The sequence below is a fragment of the Rothia uropygioeca genome, assembly GCF_004136585.1.
Lineage (GTDB): Bacteria > Actinomycetota > Actinomycetes > Actinomycetales > Micrococcaceae > Rothia.
Genome location: NZ_NOIR01000001.1, coordinates 378,022 through 394,095, shown reverse-complemented (window position 1 = coordinate 394,095; position 16,074 = coordinate 378,022). Strand labels below are relative to the sequence as shown.

The 16,074-nt window shown below is 60.2% G+C and carries 14 protein-coding genes; 9 read left to right on the top strand and 5 right to left on the bottom strand.

Features of this window, described 5'->3' with window-relative positions; all coding sequences use genetic code 11:
* Positions 1 to 72: 72 nt before the first annotated feature.
* The 4 genes from mhpA to EWR20_RS01705 are packed head-to-tail and all read left to right on the top strand — an operon-like array spanning position 73 to position 4,436.
* Complete coding sequence (gene mhpA, locus EWR20_RS01720; protein WP_129358486.1) at positions 73 to 1,593, top strand: bifunctional 3-(3-hydroxy-phenyl)propionate/3-hydroxycinnamic acid hydroxylase MhpA; 1,521 nt, start codon at positions 73 to 75, stop codon at positions 1,591 to 1,593.
* Positions 1,594 to 1,603: 10 nt separating this feature from the next.
* A complete protein-coding gene (locus tag EWR20_RS01715; RefSeq protein WP_129358485.1) occupies positions 1,604 to 2,212 on the top strand; it encodes a VOC family protein in 609 nt (202 codons plus the stop codon).
* A gap of 28 nt (positions 2,213 to 2,240) precedes the next feature.
* The gene (locus EWR20_RS01710; RefSeq protein WP_129358484.1) at positions 2,241 to 3,101 is read left to right on the top strand and encodes a fumarylacetoacetate hydrolase family protein; all 861 of its coding nucleotides are present in this window, start codon (positions 2,241 to 2,243) and stop codon (positions 3,099 to 3,101) included.
* Between the two features lie 54 nt (positions 3,102 to 3,155).
* Positions 3,156 to 4,436 carry a PucR family transcriptional regulator gene (locus tag EWR20_RS01705; protein ID WP_129358483.1) on the top strand — a complete coding sequence of 427 codons (1,281 nt, stop codon included), beginning with the start codon at positions 3,156 to 3,158 and terminating at the stop codon, positions 4,434 to 4,436.
* A 5-nt stretch (positions 4,437 to 4,441) separates the two neighbouring features.
* Here EWR20_RS01705 and EWR20_RS01700 read toward each other — a convergent pair whose 3' ends face one another.
* Positions 4,442 to 5,002, bottom strand: a complete 561-nt coding sequence (locus EWR20_RS01700; protein WP_129358482.1) for a flavin reductase family protein — start codon at positions 5,000 to 5,002, stop codon at positions 4,442 to 4,444.
* A 293-nt stretch (positions 5,003 to 5,295) separates the two neighbouring features.
* On the opposite strand from EWR20_RS01700, the gene EWR20_RS01695 reads away from it, so the two are divergent.
* A complete protein-coding gene (locus EWR20_RS01695; RefSeq protein WP_129358481.1) occupies positions 5,296 to 6,507 on the top strand; it encodes an acyl-CoA dehydrogenase family protein in 1,212 nt (403 codons plus the stop codon).
* A gap of 404 nt (positions 6,508 to 6,911) precedes the next feature.
* Here EWR20_RS01695 and EWR20_RS01690 read toward each other — a convergent pair whose 3' ends face one another.
* Positions 6,912 to 7,862 carry an amidohydrolase family protein gene (locus tag EWR20_RS01690; protein ID WP_129358480.1) on the bottom strand — a complete coding sequence of 317 codons (951 nt, stop codon included), beginning with the start codon at positions 7,860 to 7,862 and terminating at the stop codon, positions 6,912 to 6,914.
* 74 nt (positions 7,863 to 7,936) lie between these two features.
* Here EWR20_RS01690 and EWR20_RS01685 point away from each other — a divergent pair, with 74 nt between their 5' ends.
* On the top strand, positions 7,937 to 9,034 hold the full coding sequence (locus EWR20_RS01685) for an amidohydrolase family protein (protein ID WP_129358479.1): 1,098 nt from the start codon (positions 7,937 to 7,939) through the stop codon (positions 9,032 to 9,034).
* Positions 9,035 to 9,490: 456 nt separating this feature from the next.
* On the top strand, positions 9,491 to 10,096 hold the full coding sequence (locus EWR20_RS01680) for a TetR/AcrR family transcriptional regulator (RefSeq protein WP_202864765.1): 606 nt from the start codon (positions 9,491 to 9,493) through the stop codon (positions 10,094 to 10,096).
* Positions 10,097 to 10,212: 116 nt separating this feature from the next.
* Here EWR20_RS01680 and EWR20_RS01675 read toward each other — a convergent pair whose 3' ends face one another.
* Entirely contained in the window at positions 10,213 to 11,682 is a 1,470-nt protein-coding gene (locus EWR20_RS01675; RefSeq protein WP_238147513.1) for an MFS transporter, read from the bottom strand.
* 123 nt (positions 11,683 to 11,805) lie between these two features.
* Here EWR20_RS01675 and EWR20_RS01670 point away from each other — a divergent pair, with 123 nt between their 5' ends.
* Complete coding sequence (locus tag EWR20_RS01670) at positions 11,806 to 12,708, top strand: TetR/AcrR family transcriptional regulator (protein WP_129358477.1); 903 nt, start codon at positions 11,806 to 11,808, stop codon at positions 12,706 to 12,708.
* Positions 12,709 to 12,795: 87 nt separating this feature from the next.
* Here the strand turns inward: EWR20_RS01670 and EWR20_RS01665 are convergent, their stop codons facing one another.
* Positions 12,796 to 13,422 (bottom strand): GNAT family N-acetyltransferase, encoded by a 627-nt coding sequence (locus tag EWR20_RS01665; RefSeq protein ID WP_129358476.1) that lies wholly within the window; start codon positions 13,420 to 13,422, stop codon positions 12,796 to 12,798.
* On the bottom strand, positions 13,419 to 13,727 hold the full coding sequence (locus EWR20_RS01660) for a thiamine-binding protein (protein WP_129358475.1): 309 nt from the start codon (positions 13,725 to 13,727) through the stop codon (positions 13,419 to 13,421). Before EWR20_RS01660 ends, EWR20_RS01665 begins: the two co-directional genes overlap by 4 nt.
* A gap of 160 nt (positions 13,728 to 13,887) precedes the next feature.
* On the opposite strand from EWR20_RS01660, the gene pta reads away from it, so the two are divergent.
* Positions 13,888 to 15,996 carry a phosphate acetyltransferase gene (pta, locus tag EWR20_RS01655; protein ID WP_129358474.1) on the top strand — a complete coding sequence of 703 codons (2,109 nt, stop codon included), beginning with the start codon at positions 13,888 to 13,890 and terminating at the stop codon, positions 15,994 to 15,996.
* The last annotated feature ends 78 nt before the right edge of the window (positions 15,997 to 16,074 follow it).

Genomic DNA, 16,074 nt, shown 5'->3' with positions numbered 1-16,074 from the left:
CCTTACGTCCAGTCTATACCTATTGAGCATGACTAATAAGGCTCAATACAGATCAATCGATGGAGATGGATCATGAACGCTGAAACCCGAGCACCTCAGCACACGGACGTGACGGTTGTGGGCGCCGGCCCGGTGGGGCTCGGGCTTGCGCGGCTCCTTGGCCTTCAAGGCCACTCCGTGGTGGTGATCGAGCGACAAAATGCCCCGTACCCTCTACCCAGAGCGGTCGTTTTCGACGACGAGATCGGGCGAATTTTCCAGAACATGGGCTTGGCCGAGCAAGTGCGCAAAATCTCCGCGCCGGTCCCCGACCACTACGAGTGGCGGAACCGCGATGGTAGGACCCTGCTCTCAATGGACTGGTCGGGGACCGGCAACTGTGGTTGGCCGGTCGAGAGCTTCTTCGCCCAGCCCGAGCTCGAAAGAGTCCTTGCCGAGAGCCTCGAGGAAATGGACACGGTCACGGTTCTCCGGGGGACCGAGCTGGTCTCCCTGGAAGACCAAGGAGACTCCCTCACAGCGGAATGCATCGGCCCCAACGGCGACTTCGAGATCGAGGCGCAATTCCTAATAGGTTGCGATGGCTCCAAGAGCACGGTCCGTGAGGCACTCGGGATCCAGATGAAAGACCTGGGTTTCCGTTACGACTGGCTGATCGTAGATACCTTGCCTCAGGACGATCTCGAGTGGTCGCCGCAGAACTGGCAACTCTGCGACCCCCGACGGCCTACAACGCTTGTTTCCGGCGGCGTAGGGCGTCGCCGTTGGGAGTTCATGCGACTGCCAGGAGAGGATCCTGCCGAGCTCAATACCGAAGAGCGCGCGTGGGAACTGCTCCGCGGCTGGGACAGGACTGCCGAAAACACCGAGATCGAGCGACGGGCCCTCTACACGTTCACGGCCTGCTGGGGTCAAACCTGGAATCGCGGCCGCGCCGCGATCGCAGGTGACGCTGCCCACCAGATGCCGCCTTTCGCCGGCCAGGGCATGTGCTCGGGACTCCGCGATGTCGCAAACCTTGCCTGGAAGCTCGACCTCACACTGACAGGATCCGCAGGGCCAGCCATCCTGGATACCTACACCAGCGAGCGTAGCCTACACATCCGCTACGCGATCGCTATGTCGGTGGCTCTTGGCCAGGTTATCTGCGTCTTGGACGAGGATCAGGCCGAAGACCGAGACCAGCGGATGCTCGCCGGCGGCGGCGATCCCGCCAAGGTCCTACCGCTGACGGAGTCCCCAGTCCTCGGGGACGGAATTACCGACCGAGCGGCGGCCAGCGCTTCAAACAAGGGAACTCTCGCCCCACAGTTCGCGGTGGCCGATGGTCTGCTCGATGAAGTGACCGGGCCCGGGGCCGTACTCCTGACCAAAAACCACCGCTCAGATATACGTCCCCGGTCGTTTTCGATCGAAGAACTAGGCGATCCTACCGGTGCATGGACCAGGTGGTTCGACGAGATCGACGCGGATGCCGTGATGATCCGCCCTGACCACTACATTTTCGGCGTAGCCGATGCCAGCAGAGCAGCGGCCCTTTATGACCGCTATACCGCCGCCTTCACCTCAACCATGGTCCCGACCACTATCTAAGGAGATCACCATGACTAATAACCGACAGTACAACCGCCCGACCACCGCACCGAAGTTCCACCACACAACTTTCACGACCCTTCACTTAGACGAGATGGTCGAGTTCTACGAGAAAGTCGCCGGGCTGCAACCGGTCTACTACGGGGAAGATGCTGCGTGGCTGTCCAATGACGAAGCCAACCATCGCATCGCGCTTCTGGCCTTTCCCGACCTCAAGAAGCCCGAGGACAAGGGACATACGACCGGACTTCACCACACCGCATTCGAATACCCGGATTTCGATTCCTGGATTCTGAACTATAAGCGTCTCAAGCGTCTGGGCATCCACCCGTTCGTCGCGCTGGACCACGGCATGACCATGTCGGCCTACTACCTCGATCCCGAGAGCAACGGTGTGGAGATTCAGGTGGACGCTTTCGGTGATTGGCAGAAATCTCGGACCTGGATGTATTTCTCAACGGAGTTCGGAGAGAACCCGATCGGCGAGCACATCGACATGGAGAAGATCCTCGCTGCTTATGAAGAGGGCCAAAGCATGGAGGAAATTCACCGCAGGGCACGCAATCAGGAGTTCCTGCCCGCTGAGATCCCGGATATCCATCTGCCCGAGGCTTGGTAAACCACTTTCATCCCACCTAAGGAGACTCATGAAAATCGCTAACCTGTCCAACCGTGTCGTGCTGATCGATTCGAAGGGGCGCGCCGTCGACGTTGAAAGGGCCAGTTCCGGAAAGTTCGGACCCGCCGCTCAGGATATCTACACCCACTGGTCCGAATTCTCCGCCTGGGCGGGCCGAACCGACATTTCCTCCATTACAGCTACGGACTACGAGGCCACCGAACTCGGATCACCCACGCCGGAGCCGCGCCAAATCTTCGCAATTGGCCTCAATTACAGTGAGCACGCGAACGAGTCGGGATTCCAAGAGCCCGATAAGCTGCCGCCGATATTTACCAAGTACGTCTCTGCGATGACCGGTCCAGTCAGCTCGGTCGAGTTACCGAGGGATGGCAACACGGACTGGGAAGTCGAGCTGACCGTGGTGATCGGCAAGGAAGCTCACCTGGTGTCCAAGGACCAGGCGTGGGACTATGTGGCCGGCCTCACCGCGGCCCAGGACCTATCAGAAAGAATCACCCAGACTAACGGCCCGGCTCCGCAGTTCGGTTTCGGCAAGTCCTTCCCGGGCTTCCTACCTGTAGGCCCGTACGTGGTCACCCCTGATGAGTTCCCCGACCGAGATGCGATCAGCCTCTCCTGCGAGATCGATGGGGAAACGATGCAGGCCGGCAACACACGGGATCTGATCTTTAGCGTCGCGCAGTTAATCGAGGGAATCTCTCAAGTCGTAACGCTCTACCCTGGCGATTTGATCCTCACCGGAACGCCTGCGGGAATCGGCAACGGACGGAACCCACCGCGCTTCCTCCAAGCCGGTGAAGTGTTGACCTCACGTATTGAAGGAATCGGCGAGCTGCAGCAGTCCTTCACAGGCCCGGTGGCGTAAACATCGAACTGCAGCGTTAGCCCCCCCCGACTAGTCGACCTCCGAGGACGCAATGTGAACACCCCCGACCTCTCCTGGATCTTTGACTTGGAGCCGGCCTGCAAAGCCGGGGAGCTGTCAACTGTGAGCTCCGGCTGGCGGGTCAAAAAGGCGAGCGCCGCACTGGGCAGCGGTCCGGTGACCTGGGCAGTCGAGCTCGGCAGGAGTATGGCCGCAACGATAGCCAGCGAGGTCCCTGGCCATCGATCGGACAACGGCTCGGATATCCTTCGGATGGGCAACGAATCGGTCATACTTCAAGCGCTGCTCGAATTTTCCGGAGTTCCCAGCGGCACCCTCGTAACTGACGACGCACTCGGTGGTGTCCAAGATTTCGTCCAGAGGCAACTGACGATGGAAGACATGCTGAGGGGTATCCGATTTGGGCATTCGTTACTGACCGAAGCCCTTCTGGACGAATGCATACGACGAAGTGATCCTGATTTGGCCCGTCAGCAAATGCGCTTCATCTCAGGGCGCATGTTCGAGCTTTTCGATGACTTCGCCCTGCGCATGGAACAGGAATATCACCAGCAAGAGGCACAGTGGGCCCAGAGCCAAACTGCCAGACAAATTCGAACGATCGAATCCATCGTCCAAGGCCACAGCATCGACGAGTTGGCCGCGGCCCGAATCCTCCGCTACGACCTGAAGCGAACACATGTGGGTCTGGTTGCGTGGAGCACCGAGCGGAACATGGACGCGGAAGATGGCAGTGCCGTCAAAGCCCTCAGGAGGGCCTTGAGTGATGTAGGCGTCGGACAAAGTCTAGTGATCCCCGCACACCTGGGCGTGGCCTGGGCCTGGACCTCAGGCGGGTGCACCACTACTGAACTAGCTGGGCGCCTCCGAGCTTTGCGCCTTCCTTCCGATCTACGGATCTGCATCGGCTCGGCTGGCATGGGCATCCAGGGATTCCGCACCTCCCACGACGACGCCGAGGCGGCTTTTGCTCTAGCTTCCACAACGTCGACGCCCGGTCACGTGATCGAGCACTCTGACGTCGATACTGCCGGACTACTCCTGGAGAATCGCGTTCGCGCCAGGAGATTCGCTGTTAGTGAGCTCGGCAGGCTATCCACCGAGCAAGCAACGGTAGCAGATCTGCGGAAAACTCTGGCCGTCTATCTGGAAACGGGCGGAAGCCCGCAAACCGCATCGGAGAGGCTATCGGTATCCCGAAATACCGTGACTTACCGCGTCCACAAAGCCGAAGAGCTTCTGGGCCGAGATGTGTCCGTTCGCCGCTTTCAGCTACAGGCCGCCCTGGAAATCCTCGCGCGACTCAGCAGTTGAGACCTTCAGAGTTCTCCCCACCAGGTTAATGATTCTGTCGGTAGGTGACGGCCCGATCCGGCGTTGAGCGGAGCGATTCTGCTCTTGCAATAGACAAGGGGCTGTTCGCGGCAAGACGTCGCATCATAGTCCTGGACCCTGCCCAAGAAGCCCAGGTGGTCGCCCGCGGTTACAACACTATCGAGCCGGCAGTCCATCCAGAGCACTGCCCTTCTCAAACGCGGCATGCCGGAGAGCGACTCGCAGAGCTCGATGTCGTCGAAGCGATCCGGAGCTGAGGAAGCGAACCGATAGCACTGAGCCTCGGCTCCTCTCCCGAGCACGTTAACGCCGAACCATCCGGAAGCTTCGATTACGCTAGCAGTTCTAGAGCCCCGCTGGGCAAAAAAGATGATCATCGGTGGATCATAAGAGGCGCAGGTCAGCGAACCCACTGTCATGCCAAAGGGGTCGTGCCGATCGAGTGCCGTAACCACGGATGCTCCGGTGGGGAGGTGGCCTGCGGCCCGTCGGAACCTGGTCGCCGCGTCCGGTCCGGTCAATGGCGTTACCCGTGCGGTCGTCATGATGAGTTCCTCCTGCCTGAGACGCCGGGCCCTTCGCCCAGCGCAGATTCCTTCGGGGTATTGCTGGTTACCATTCAACGCCGGCCCAACCCTCCACCCCAGGGCTGCGGGCCCAAAAATCCCACTTTTCTCGTGCGGCTCGCCCAAAGCTCATTCTGGAAAACCAGGAGCACAAAGGAGGAGGAAAGTCTGTGCCGAGAGCACAAGACAGCTGTGATCCCGGTTGCCACACTGAATGAAAACGTGTTCCAGATCACTGGACGCGGTCTCGATGATGAGAGGAAGCGATCGCAATGACGACCACAACCCGGACACCCGACACCACGAACTTGGCCGGTGTCGAAGAGCTCAAGAAACGCGTCATAGACATCCAGGGTGTGATCAGCAAGCACGCCCGGGAGAGTGAGGAGAACCGCCGCATTGCTCAGCCAGTAATTGACGCTCTGGATGAAGCCGAAGCATTCAAGCTCACGATCCCTAGACGCTACGGCGGGCTCGAACTGTCCATTCGCAACTTCGTAGACATCAATGCGTTGATCGCAGAGGCGGATACTTCCACCGCTTGGGTCACCACTTTGATCAATGTTTGTTGCTGGGTAGGGGGACGGTATTCGCAGCAAGCGCAGGACGAGATCTGGGGAGAGAACCCCGATGCCAAGGTGTGCGGCGTACTTGCGCCCAACGGCACCAGCAAGCGTGTAGACGGCGGTTACGTCATCAACGGCAACTGGGGCTTCGCCTCGGGTAGTCAGCACGCGGATTGGACGCTTCTCGGTATACCAATGGTCGATGAAACGGGCGCGCAGGTCGACCAGGGGGTCGCTATCGTTCCGATAGGCGAGTTGGGCTATAAGGATACTTGGTTCGTGGCAGGAATGTCCGGAACAGGCAGCAACACCCTGATCGCGGAGGATGTATTCGTCCCGGACCATCGAGTACTCTCGGTAAGTGAGGCACTGAAAGGCGAAACGGCTACGGAGTACAAAGACGAGGCCTTGTACCGCACTTCTTTCGCCTCGGTGCTTGCGCTAGTTCTGGCCGGTCCACTTGTCGGCGCAGCCCGCCAAGGCCTGAATCTGGTCCTCGCCTCCATGGCCAAGGGCAAGGGCATTTCCTACACTTTCTTCGACCATGCGGTGGATGCAGGTTCCACGCAGATTGGCATCGCCGAAGCGGCAAGTCTGATCGACACAGCTGAGCTCCACATCCAGCGCTCCGCTAATAATTTGGACGAGCATGCGAGAGCGGGCACTCAACCGTCCATGCTCGAGCGCTCCCGCGTGCGCATGGATACCGGCTATGCTGCTGAAAAGACACGTGAAGCTATGGACAAGCTACTGTCAATCCAAGGCGCTGGCAGCTTCGCGACCGCCAACCCGCTCCAGCGCACGTGGCGTGACCTGAACACGGCATCCCGCCACGCGATCATTGGACCGGGCATCGCCACGGAAATTTACGGTCGTGCGCTTTTGGGAATCAAAGAGCCGGTCAGTCCACTGGTCTAAGAACTCTGCGACGATGCCCCGCGGCGACCTGGCGCGCCCAGGTACGCCCCGCGGGGCCTCTTACCCATACAGCCAGAGCCCCTGACCCAACACTCCGGCGTCACACTGCTTGTTACTCGGAAGACAGGCCTTAGCCGCTGGAAGGTTCCTTTCCGAGCCCTTTTGCCCCTGCCCTGAGCAACGAACCCGGCAAAAGACAGCGATTGACCGGGGGCCGCGACTCCGTGGTCGCTACCAGTGCTGTTGAAGGGCCGAGTGAGGATCCTCGGCAGCGGCCAACCCCTGTGAGTTTGTCACAGGTCACGGCCTCCTCCAGTGGGTGGGGAGACTACCCCAGTCCGCCGGGAGGAGGCAGGCCGCATGCTCGAAAAACACTCACACCGGCGCCTGCAACCCTAATAGGTTTACAGTCGTGAACCGAATAGACGCTCCGCATTCGCGGTAGCCAGCTTTCGCCATGACGAGACCCCGCGGGGGGCGTCGGCCGCGTCAATACTCTCCAGCTGTGCGTCCACACCAGCCGCGGGCGTCCAGCAAGAATCACTGCCGTAAAGAATGTGATCGGAACCGGCCACCTTTTCGAGGACCGGCACGGCAGTTGGGAATGGCGTGCCCGCCATATCAAACCAAAACCTGTTCATGGCATCCTGCCATGCGGTAGTCCCGGTGCCTAACATCCGCTGGAAAAGCGCGATACGGTCTGAAAGAGCAGGCAACACGGCTCCAGCGTGCGGGACGATCACCTTCATGTCCGGATAGCGGTCCAAGACCCCGGAGAAGACCAAATCGACGATACTGCGAGTGTTGTCGAACATGAACTCGAGCATCGGCCGCGGTCTGCCCAACGCTGACTGCTCCCAGCCGACAGGAGAGGTCGGATGCACAAACACTGCGGCCTTCCGAGCGTCAAGCTCTGCCCACAACGGCTCCATTGCAGGGTGTCCGAGATATTGACCGTGAGCGTTCGATTCAAGCGCTACACCGACGGCCCCGAGATTGTCGAGTGAGCGGCGCGTCTCGCGAATGGCCGCATCCATATTGGGAACAGGGACTGATGCGAAGAACCTGAAGCGGTCAGGATAGTGCCGGACGTGACGCGCGGCAGCGTCATTCACGGATTGAGCTAGCGAAGCCGCATCGTCGTCGTCACCGAAGTGCACTCCGGGTGACGAGATCGAAAGCACTGCTTTGCGAATCCTTCGACGATTCATATCCGCAAGCTGTTGGTCAATGGTCCATGATGGCCAGCCAGGCATCCCGTCCGGATACACATGCCCGGCGTCCTGCGCTGCGGCAACGTAGTCCTCCGTGAGGAAATGCGCGTGGACATCTATGAGCTCGGTTTTGTCCGGCATACTGACCATCCTTCTTGCCCGGCAAGACTCAGACATTAATTGACTTTAGTGAACAAAATTGTACACTATTTCTCATGACAACAAGAATTCGAAATGTGCGCCTTGCCTTCGCCGCCAGCGAAAACAGCAACCATCCAGTTGATGTGGTCTTCGATGCGGCTATCACCTCAATTCGCCCTGCGTCAGACAATGCGATGACAGACGGAGACGTCGACGGGACTGGGAAGTTCCTCTTGCCTGGCCTCATCGACACTCATGTGCACCTTGGCTCAAGCAACGCCTTGCAGAACGCTGCGCGGGCCGGTGTCACCACACTGGTCGACCTCGGCACCCACCCTGACTCACTGATAATCGAGCAACGGGAGACCATAGGCGCCCCCGCGATCGTCAGCGCCGGCTCCGCGGCCTCTGCGCCAGGCAGTACCCAAATCACACGTATGGGTTTTCCCTCCGCGAGCGGAGTCACCGGTGCGACGGATGCGGATCGATACCTCGACTGGCGCGTTCAAAATGGATCCGACCTCATCAAGATCATCATTGAAGACCCCGACGCGACCGACGTGCCCGCTCTAGACAACGCAACCCTCGCCGCCTTGGTCCAAGGAGCACATAAGCGGGGTCTGATGACCGTGGCACACGTTGTGACGGCTTCCGCATTCGACCGCGGCCTTGATGCCGGCGTCGACATCCTTACCCACGCGCCGCTCGACCGAGACCTGGCGGACACGACGCTGAAGCAGATGCTGAGGCAGGGGACGATCTCATCCCCGACACTGGTCATGATGCGCGCCATGGCACAGGTTCAACTCGGCGACCGAGCCGATGAAGCATTTCAACATTCCGTCGACAGCGTTCACGCAATGCATGCGGCTGGAGTTCCGATCGTCGCTGGAACGGACGCGAATGAAACGCCGATCGCCCCTGTAGAGCATGGTCCTTCCCTCCACGACGAGATCGCTTATCTGCAAAAATGCGGGCTGACTCCATCCGAGGCACTCACCGCTGCGACGAGTGCAGCTGCGGACGCGTTCGGGCTATCCGATCGGGGCAGGATCGACATTGCCAAACGAGCCGACCTCGTCCTCGTCGACAGCGACCCCACCATTGAGCCCCGGATCCTGCGTCATCCTGCAGCTGTGTGGATCGCCGGCGTGGCCGTAGAGACGAACTGAACAGTACAATAAAACTCCTCACTGCGGGAACGCAGCAGGTCCGCCCTGCGAGCGCATGGGATGGTGATCGGAAACATTCCGGTTAACTTGCGCTCGGCGGAAGCATTTGACTGGAGTCACACCTCCAGCGCCCAGCCCCAATCCGCAATCAGCTAACGGATCTCGGAAGAGTACGGCTGCAATATTATGGACACAAAGGCATCGACACGTGAGCGTAGCCCAGATCATGTTCTCCGGGAGCGAGTTCTTGATCGCCATCGAGGAAACACGAACGAGCCTGAAAGGTACCTACATATCAGCAAAGGGCGAGGTCGCATTGCTTACTAACATGCCGAACAAATCCTGTGTCTGGAAATCAACCCCTGAGCCACACGTCATCCTGCCGCTGTGGCGTAGTTACGACCAATACCAGGTAGCGGCAACTCTCCGCACCACCGTTCCTTGGAGCGTGCGATAGTGAGCGCACGTGCCCGCCGACGAGGCAGCGAGCTCGAACACGCAGTCTTCGAGGCCACACTGGCCGAACTCGCCGAACACGGCATGGCAGGCCTGACGTTCGACCGCATTGCGGCCCGTGCGGGAGCAGGCAAAGCCTCCCTGTATCGGCGGTGGACCAGCCCTGAGCAACTTGTCATGGCAGCGCTGACCCGCGCCGAAGACCAAGCAAGGCGAAGCGAACATCCTAGCGGTACCCGCCTTGACGCTGTCGGCAATCTCCGCTCAGAGCTAATTACTTTCCTGGGGGATCTGGCGACTGGACTCACCACCCCTCTTGGTCGAGCACTAACACCACTACTGCTCGAGCGCGACCGTCGGCCCGAGCTCTGGAACCAGATCACCGTCCTTTTGGTCAATCCACGTCAGCGGCTTGTCTCCGAAGCACTCACACGCGCAGCCGCCGACGGGCAGATTGATGCCAGCGCGGTGACCCCTGCACGAATCAGCGCCGGGCCTGCAATCGTGCTCGCCAGTCACCTCACCACGGGACCCGTTACGTCCGCCGAAGTGACCGATATCGTCGACGAAGTGATTCTCCCTGCCCTCGGATGGATCAGCCGGTGAGACAGCAGATCGTCTGATCAGGCTCTAACTACGGGCGTTATCATCCTCTGACCACTTCTTCGAAGGTACGGCCGCGGAATTGACAAGTTCTTGGTCATCAGTGTTGCTCCTAGCATTCAGTGCTCTTCCGTCTCCTTGGAATCCGTCAGGGTACGCACCCCAATGAAGGACATGACGAGCACAATGCCCGCCAGAATCCAGAAGGAGATCTGCTGGGAGTGCACGAATCCGTTGACGGTCGCGGCATCCCACGCGCCGTGCGGCAGAGTCTTCCCGACGACAGTCGCCATGACCGTTCCGACGACCGCCACGCCCACGGCGTTACCGAGTTCTTGAGCGGTGTCGTTCATCGCGGAACCGATTGAGGTGTGGGTTTCAGGAAGGGCACCCAAGAGGGCGACCGCGCCCGTCGTCATGATGGTTCGCATACCCATGGTCATGACGAGCATCCCGATCGCGCACCAGACATAACTGTGGGAAACCGCATACACCCACAACAGCAGACTCCCCAGAACCAGCACCGAGCCGATCATTGAGGTTCTGCGGTGGCCGAGTTTGACCACCATTCTGTCGACGAAAGGCCCGGCCAGCAGCATTCCGGCGACGAACGGCAGGTTCGCCAACCCGGCCTTGAAAGCGGACCAACCCCATGCGAATTGATACAGCTGGGTCGAACCGAACATCACACCGACCATCGCAATCATCACGGCGGTCTGGATGATGGCCGATCCGCGAACCGTCGGAATCGATAGCAAGGTCAGGTCGAGCATCGGATCTTTGGCCGTTTTCTCTCGCCAGATGAAAGCCACCAGACACACGATCCCTGCAACCAGGATGCCCAGAGTCTTCGGAGAGGACCAACCGTATTCGGTTCCTGCGGTGAACGAATAGAGGATCAAACCGAGAGCTCCGACGGAGAACAGCGCTCCGGGAACGTCGGTTCCGCCGACTCGACGGTCCTCCAGCTTGTCCCTCTCAACACCGAGTCGAACCCCCAGCCACGCGATCAGGGCCATCGGGGCGTTGAGGACGAGGAGCGACTGCCACGGCCAGCTTTCCACGGCGAGTCCGGCCAGTGTCGGCCCAATCGCGAAGCCGATCATGGACACGACCATGATCACACCGATCGCCTTGGTCCGCAGATCTTCTCGGTCGAAGAGGCGGAAAACCAAGGACATGGTCAGCGGGGCCATGAGTGCGGCGAACGCCCCGGACAGGGCACGGACGGCGATCAGCTCTGCCGGGGTCTGCACGAGCAGGACCGCCAGACCTGCCAGACCGAAGAGCGCGAGCCCGGTCAACAAGGTGCGACGCCGCCCGAGCTTGTCACCGAGGGTGCCGCCCACCATGAGCAGCCCTCCGAAAGTGAGGGAGTAGGCTCCGACGATCCACTGAAGGTCCGTCGGACTCGCGTGAAGGTCTCGCCCAACCGTAGGCAAGGCGACGTTGAGGATCGAGTTGTCGACCATCTCCACGAGCATCGCCAGACAAAGGCCGAGGAGTGCGGGCCACGCCGCGCGCAAGCTCTGAGGCTTGTTGGAGGCTTGTGGTGGAGCCTCCATCGTCGAAATTTCTTGGGCAGACATAGGGAAACCTTTCTATCGGATCGAACTGTGTTCGATGAATAGAACACCGTTCGATAAGTCGAACCGTGTTCGAGAATAGAACGTTGTTTGATTCCGCGCAAGAGCCTGCGTAGATTTTTGGGTATGACATCGTCCAGACCCGGGCCGAACAGGCAGAGCCTCACCGCCGCAGAGCGGGCGCAGCAGCGCGAAGTACGCCTCAATGCGCGGCGCAATGCTCAGCGCCAGGCACGCAAGAACGACCGGGTGGCGAATCAGAGATCACGATCCGGCAACGGCCGGGGGACGGCCCGTCAACGAGCTTCTCTTTCTCTCGACTCGATCCTTGAAACAGCCATCGCAACCCTTGATCGTGAGGGCGCCGAAAAGCTGACCCTCCGCGGCCTGGCGGCCGACCTGAACAGTGGGGTCGCCAGCCTGTACTGGTACGCGAGCGGCAAGGAAGAGCTCATGGCGTTAGCGGCTGACGAGTTGCTCGGCAGAGCCCTGCGGGAAAATGAGATCCTGGATTCCTCCGGGACCCCCACGCCCGCCGGCTTTGCGGATTTCTCGACTCCAGCGCCTGACCCTCGTACGAGCGAACAAACCGTCGACGCCCTCATGAGGCTTCGTCGTCTAATCCTGTGCCTCTTCGCACAGATGCTTGGACACCCGTGGCTCGCCGCTCAGCTCATCAAGGCAGGACCCGATGAGCACAATTCCTTCATGTACTGGGAAACGGTAGGGCAACAACTCTTGCGCATGGAGCTGTCCCGTTCCCAGCAATTTCACGCCTCTCTGGCCGTGATCAATTACGCCTCTGGCATGGGCGCAGAGATCGCCGAGGGGGCTAAGGAAATAGCTGACTTGGAGAGCAGGGAAGAAGGCTTCATCGACCAAATCCGCGAATGGGAAGCCTCGGATCCCGAAGAGTTCCCGTTTGTTCACGCGATTCTCGGGGAATTCGGCAAGATGGACGACCGTTCCCAATTCATCGCAGGGCTGGATCTGCTCCTGAGCGGGCTAGAGCGCCAAACCTGGGGGTGAGCGCTCGTCCAAAGGTGCGCATGATCGTCGTCAGACCTGCCCAAAGACAGCCCTCACGGATGTCTTTGTCCCGCAATGCTGTCCGGCCTAAGCCATTCCCCGGACCATGCGGCCCGTCGTCGACGGCGCCCACGACCCCTCTGTTTCGAAAGCCTCGCCCAGCTCCTGGAACCCGTGACGACGATAGAAACGGGCAGCGGCCTCGTTGCCGTTGATGAGCCACAGCAACGCCGGGTCCTCCGAGGGCAAAACCTCCTGCAGCAATTCTTTTCCTAGACCGTCGTTCTGGGCCTCGGGAAGGATGTACAGGTTAATGAGTTTGCGCAGCCGCTGGCCCGCTGGGGCTTCGAGCCGGTGGGCGCCGATCTCGCGTTCCCAGTCCTCGAGCGGACCCGCGTCGGTGGCCAAGGCTATGCCGACGGGTCGAAACCACATGTCCGGGTCCGCACCCACGGAACAGCAACCGTAATCATTGCTCTCACCGAATTGGGGGTTCGCCCAGGCGATGAAAGCCCGGGCACCCGGCTGTGAAAGATACTCAAGGTCCTCGGAAGCGATCTCACCAGCCTGAGCACGCATCCTAGGCCCGAAGTCGGGCCCGATGATTTCCCGGTACGACTTTTCCAGAGCACTCAGGTGCACCTGCGTGTAGGTCGAAGCATCTTCGACGCCAGCGGGAGAAATGACATATTTTCCGTCACAGACGAAGGTCATTCATTTCCTTCGATTGCTTGCTCGAGCCTTTCGAGCTTGCCCGTCAATTCGCCTTCGTACCCTGGTCGAATATCCGCCTTGAGCACGAGGGACACGCGCGTTCCATACTCGCCGACGGCTTCGGTCGCGCGTTTGATGACGTCCATGCATTCGTCCCAGTCGCCTTCGATGGTGGTGAACATCGAATCGGTGCGGTGGGGCAAACCGGATTCGCGGACGATGCGGACTGCCGCCGCAACGGCTTCATGGACCGAAGCGTCGGGGGACTCGCCGCCGGACGGGGCAACTGAGAATGCGAACAACATGGTTCCAGAATGCCACCGACCATGCTCAATGGCCTAGAGAATTCCGCCAACCGTTGAATCTTCCACATGAGACGTACCACGTACCGCCGTGACGACGCCGCGCCTAAAATCGATATCGTCAGCGCGCCGAGCAGGCGAGCCCTCCAGCGAAGGATGAATCATGACCACCGGAATTTTTCTCGATGCAATGACCCCGCGGGCGGGTAAGACTCTGATCGCCTTGGGCCTGACCGATTCCTTGATTCGCAGGGCGGACTCTGTCGGCTATTTCCGGCCGGTCTTCGAGACCGACTCGGTCGAGACCGACCCTCGGATCAGGCTCATGCGCCAGACCTTCGATCTCGACGGTTCTTCGGCACGCGGCGGCGTTTCGCTGGCGCGATGCCGCGAGCTTCTCGCCGCCGGAGATCTCAACGAGCTGGTCAACACGTCCTTGTCAATCTACTCGGAGATGAGTCAACAATTCGACGTCGTCATTGTGGACGGCACCGATCTGCTGGCTCACAATGCGGCAACCGCAGAATTCGACATGAATGCCAGACTCGCCAACAACATGGGTTGCTCCGTCCTGGCAGTGATCTCCGGGGCCGAAGCAGACAGCGTCGAAGACATCGTCAACTCCGTGGAAGTTACACGCGCCGAGCTGCACGCGGCCAAAACGGATCTGCTGGGCATCATTGTCAACAGGGTTGATCCGGAGATGGCCTCCGAGGTCGAGGCCCATGTTCCCGCGGGGCGCCGCGGGGGCCACGTTTACGTTGTTCCGGAGACTCCAGCAATTTCGCACCCCACGGTCGACGAGGTTGTCAACGAACTCGACCTCGAAGCCGAGGGGGTCGGGGCATCCCTGGATCGCGACATCCAAGCGGTCAAAGTCGCGGCGATGACGGTCGGCAATTTCCTCGAACAGATGGCGGACGGAGACTTCGTCATCACGCCGTCGGACCGCTCCGACGTCGTGATGGCGACTTTGGCCTCTGCGCTCTCCCCGACGTTCCCGGTTCCTTCGGGTGTGCTCCTCTCGGGGGATCTGCATATCAATACCGCGACCCAAGCGTTGATCAAGGCTGCTCCCTTTCCGATCCTGCGTACCTCGGTGGATACTTTCTCCGCGGCACAGGCCGTGGGAGCGGTTCACGGCCAATTGCGGGCAGGTGCACCCCGAAAGATCGCAGCGGCCATGGGCGAATGGTCGAAGTCCGTGGATGAGAAGGAACTGCTCGGGCGCCTTGACCTACCTCGCCCCGCCACCATGACCCCATTGCGCTTCCTGCACGAACTGATCGAAACGGCCCGCTCGAATCGGCGCCGCATCGTTCTGACCGAGGGGGAAGACGTCCGAATCCTGCGTGCTGCCGAGATCATTGTCCGGCGCGACTTCTGCGATCTGACCATTCTGGGAAGCGAGTCGACGGTGCGCGAACTGGCCCAGGCCGAAGGCATCGATCTCAGTTTCGCCTCCAGCGGATCCCCCAGCCGGGGCGAAGTCAGATTGATTGACCCCACCGATTCCCCGTTGCGGGAGGAATACGCCGCCGAATACGCCAGGCTCCGGGCGCACAAGGGCGTAGAACTCGAGCAGGCCAAGGAACGCATGCTGGACGGTTCTTACTTCGGAACCATGATGGTTCAACTCGGTCATGTGGACGGGATGGTTTCGGGCGCTGCGCACACCACGGCCAATACCATCCGCCCGGCCCTGGAATTCGTGAAAACCAAAAAGGGAGTCAACATCGTTTCCTCGGTGTTCTTCATGCTCCTCGAGGATCGCGCGCTGGTGTACGGGGACTGCGCGGTGAACCCCAATCCCAATGCCGAGCAGCTCGCCGACATCGCCAAGGCGAGCGCGCGGACCGCAAGGCAGTTCGGCGTCGAACCACGGGTTGCCATGCTTTCCTATTCAACCGGAGGGTCCGGCTCGGGCGAGGACGTCGACCGCGTTCGTGAAGCAACCGAGTTGGTGCGCTCAACACACCCGGATTTCGAGGTCGAGGGACCGATCCAGTATGACGCCGCAACCAATGCTTCAGTTGCGGAGTCGAAGCTCCCGGGCTCTCAGGTTGCCGGTCGGGCCACAGTTTTTGTGTTCCCGGATCTCAACACGGGCAACAACACCTACAAGGCGGTTCAACAGTCCTCGGGCGCCGTGGCAGTCGGCCCGGTCCTCCAGGGGCTTCGCAAACCGGTCAATGACCTTTCTCGCGGCTGCACGGTCGACGACATCGTGAACACTGTGGCCATCACGGCGATTCAGGCGCAGTCGGAGTAGCCCGCACCCAACCAGTGTTCTGCCTCTGTTCTCTCTGCCGGGCATCAGGTTCATTGATTGTCCTAGCGGTTCCGGGCG

Coding starts and splice junctions, on each gene's coding strand:
- EWR20_RS01660 (WP_129358475.1), bottom strand. CDS start 13,727: ATGTTGTTCGCATTCTCAGTTGCCCCGTCCGGCGGCGAGTCCCCCGAC.
- EWR20_RS01690 (WP_129358480.1), bottom strand. CDS start 7,862: ATGCCGGACAAAACCGAGCTCATAGATGTCCACGCGCATTTCCTCACG.
- EWR20_RS01685 (WP_129358479.1), top strand. CDS start 7,937: ATGACAACAAGAATTCGAAATGTGCGCCTTGCCTTCGCCGCCAGCGAA.
- EWR20_RS01695 (WP_129358481.1), top strand. CDS start 5,296: ATGACGACCACAACCCGGACACCCGACACCACGAACTTGGCCGGTGTC.
- EWR20_RS01665 (WP_129358476.1), bottom strand. CDS start 13,422: ATGACCTTCGTCTGTGACGGAAAATATGTCATTTCTCCCGCTGGCGTC.
- pta (WP_129358474.1), top strand. CDS start 13,888: ATGACCACCGGAATTTTTCTCGATGCAATGACCCCGCGGGCGGGTAAG.
- EWR20_RS01715 (WP_129358485.1), top strand. CDS start 1,604: ATGACTAATAACCGACAGTACAACCGCCCGACCACCGCACCGAAGTTC.
- EWR20_RS01675 (WP_238147513.1), bottom strand. CDS start 11,682: ATGTCTGCCCAAGAAATTTCGACGATGGAGGCTCCACCACAAGCCTCC.
- EWR20_RS01710 (WP_129358484.1), top strand. CDS start 2,241: ATGAAAATCGCTAACCTGTCCAACCGTGTCGTGCTGATCGATTCGAAG.
- mhpA (WP_129358486.1), top strand. CDS start 73: ATGAACGCTGAAACCCGAGCACCTCAGCACACGGACGTGACGGTTGTG.
- EWR20_RS01700 (WP_129358482.1), bottom strand. CDS start 5,002: ATGACGACCGCACGGGTAACGCCATTGACCGGACCGGACGCGGCGACC.
- EWR20_RS01670 (WP_129358477.1), top strand. CDS start 11,806: ATGACATCGTCCAGACCCGGGCCGAACAGGCAGAGCCTCACCGCCGCA.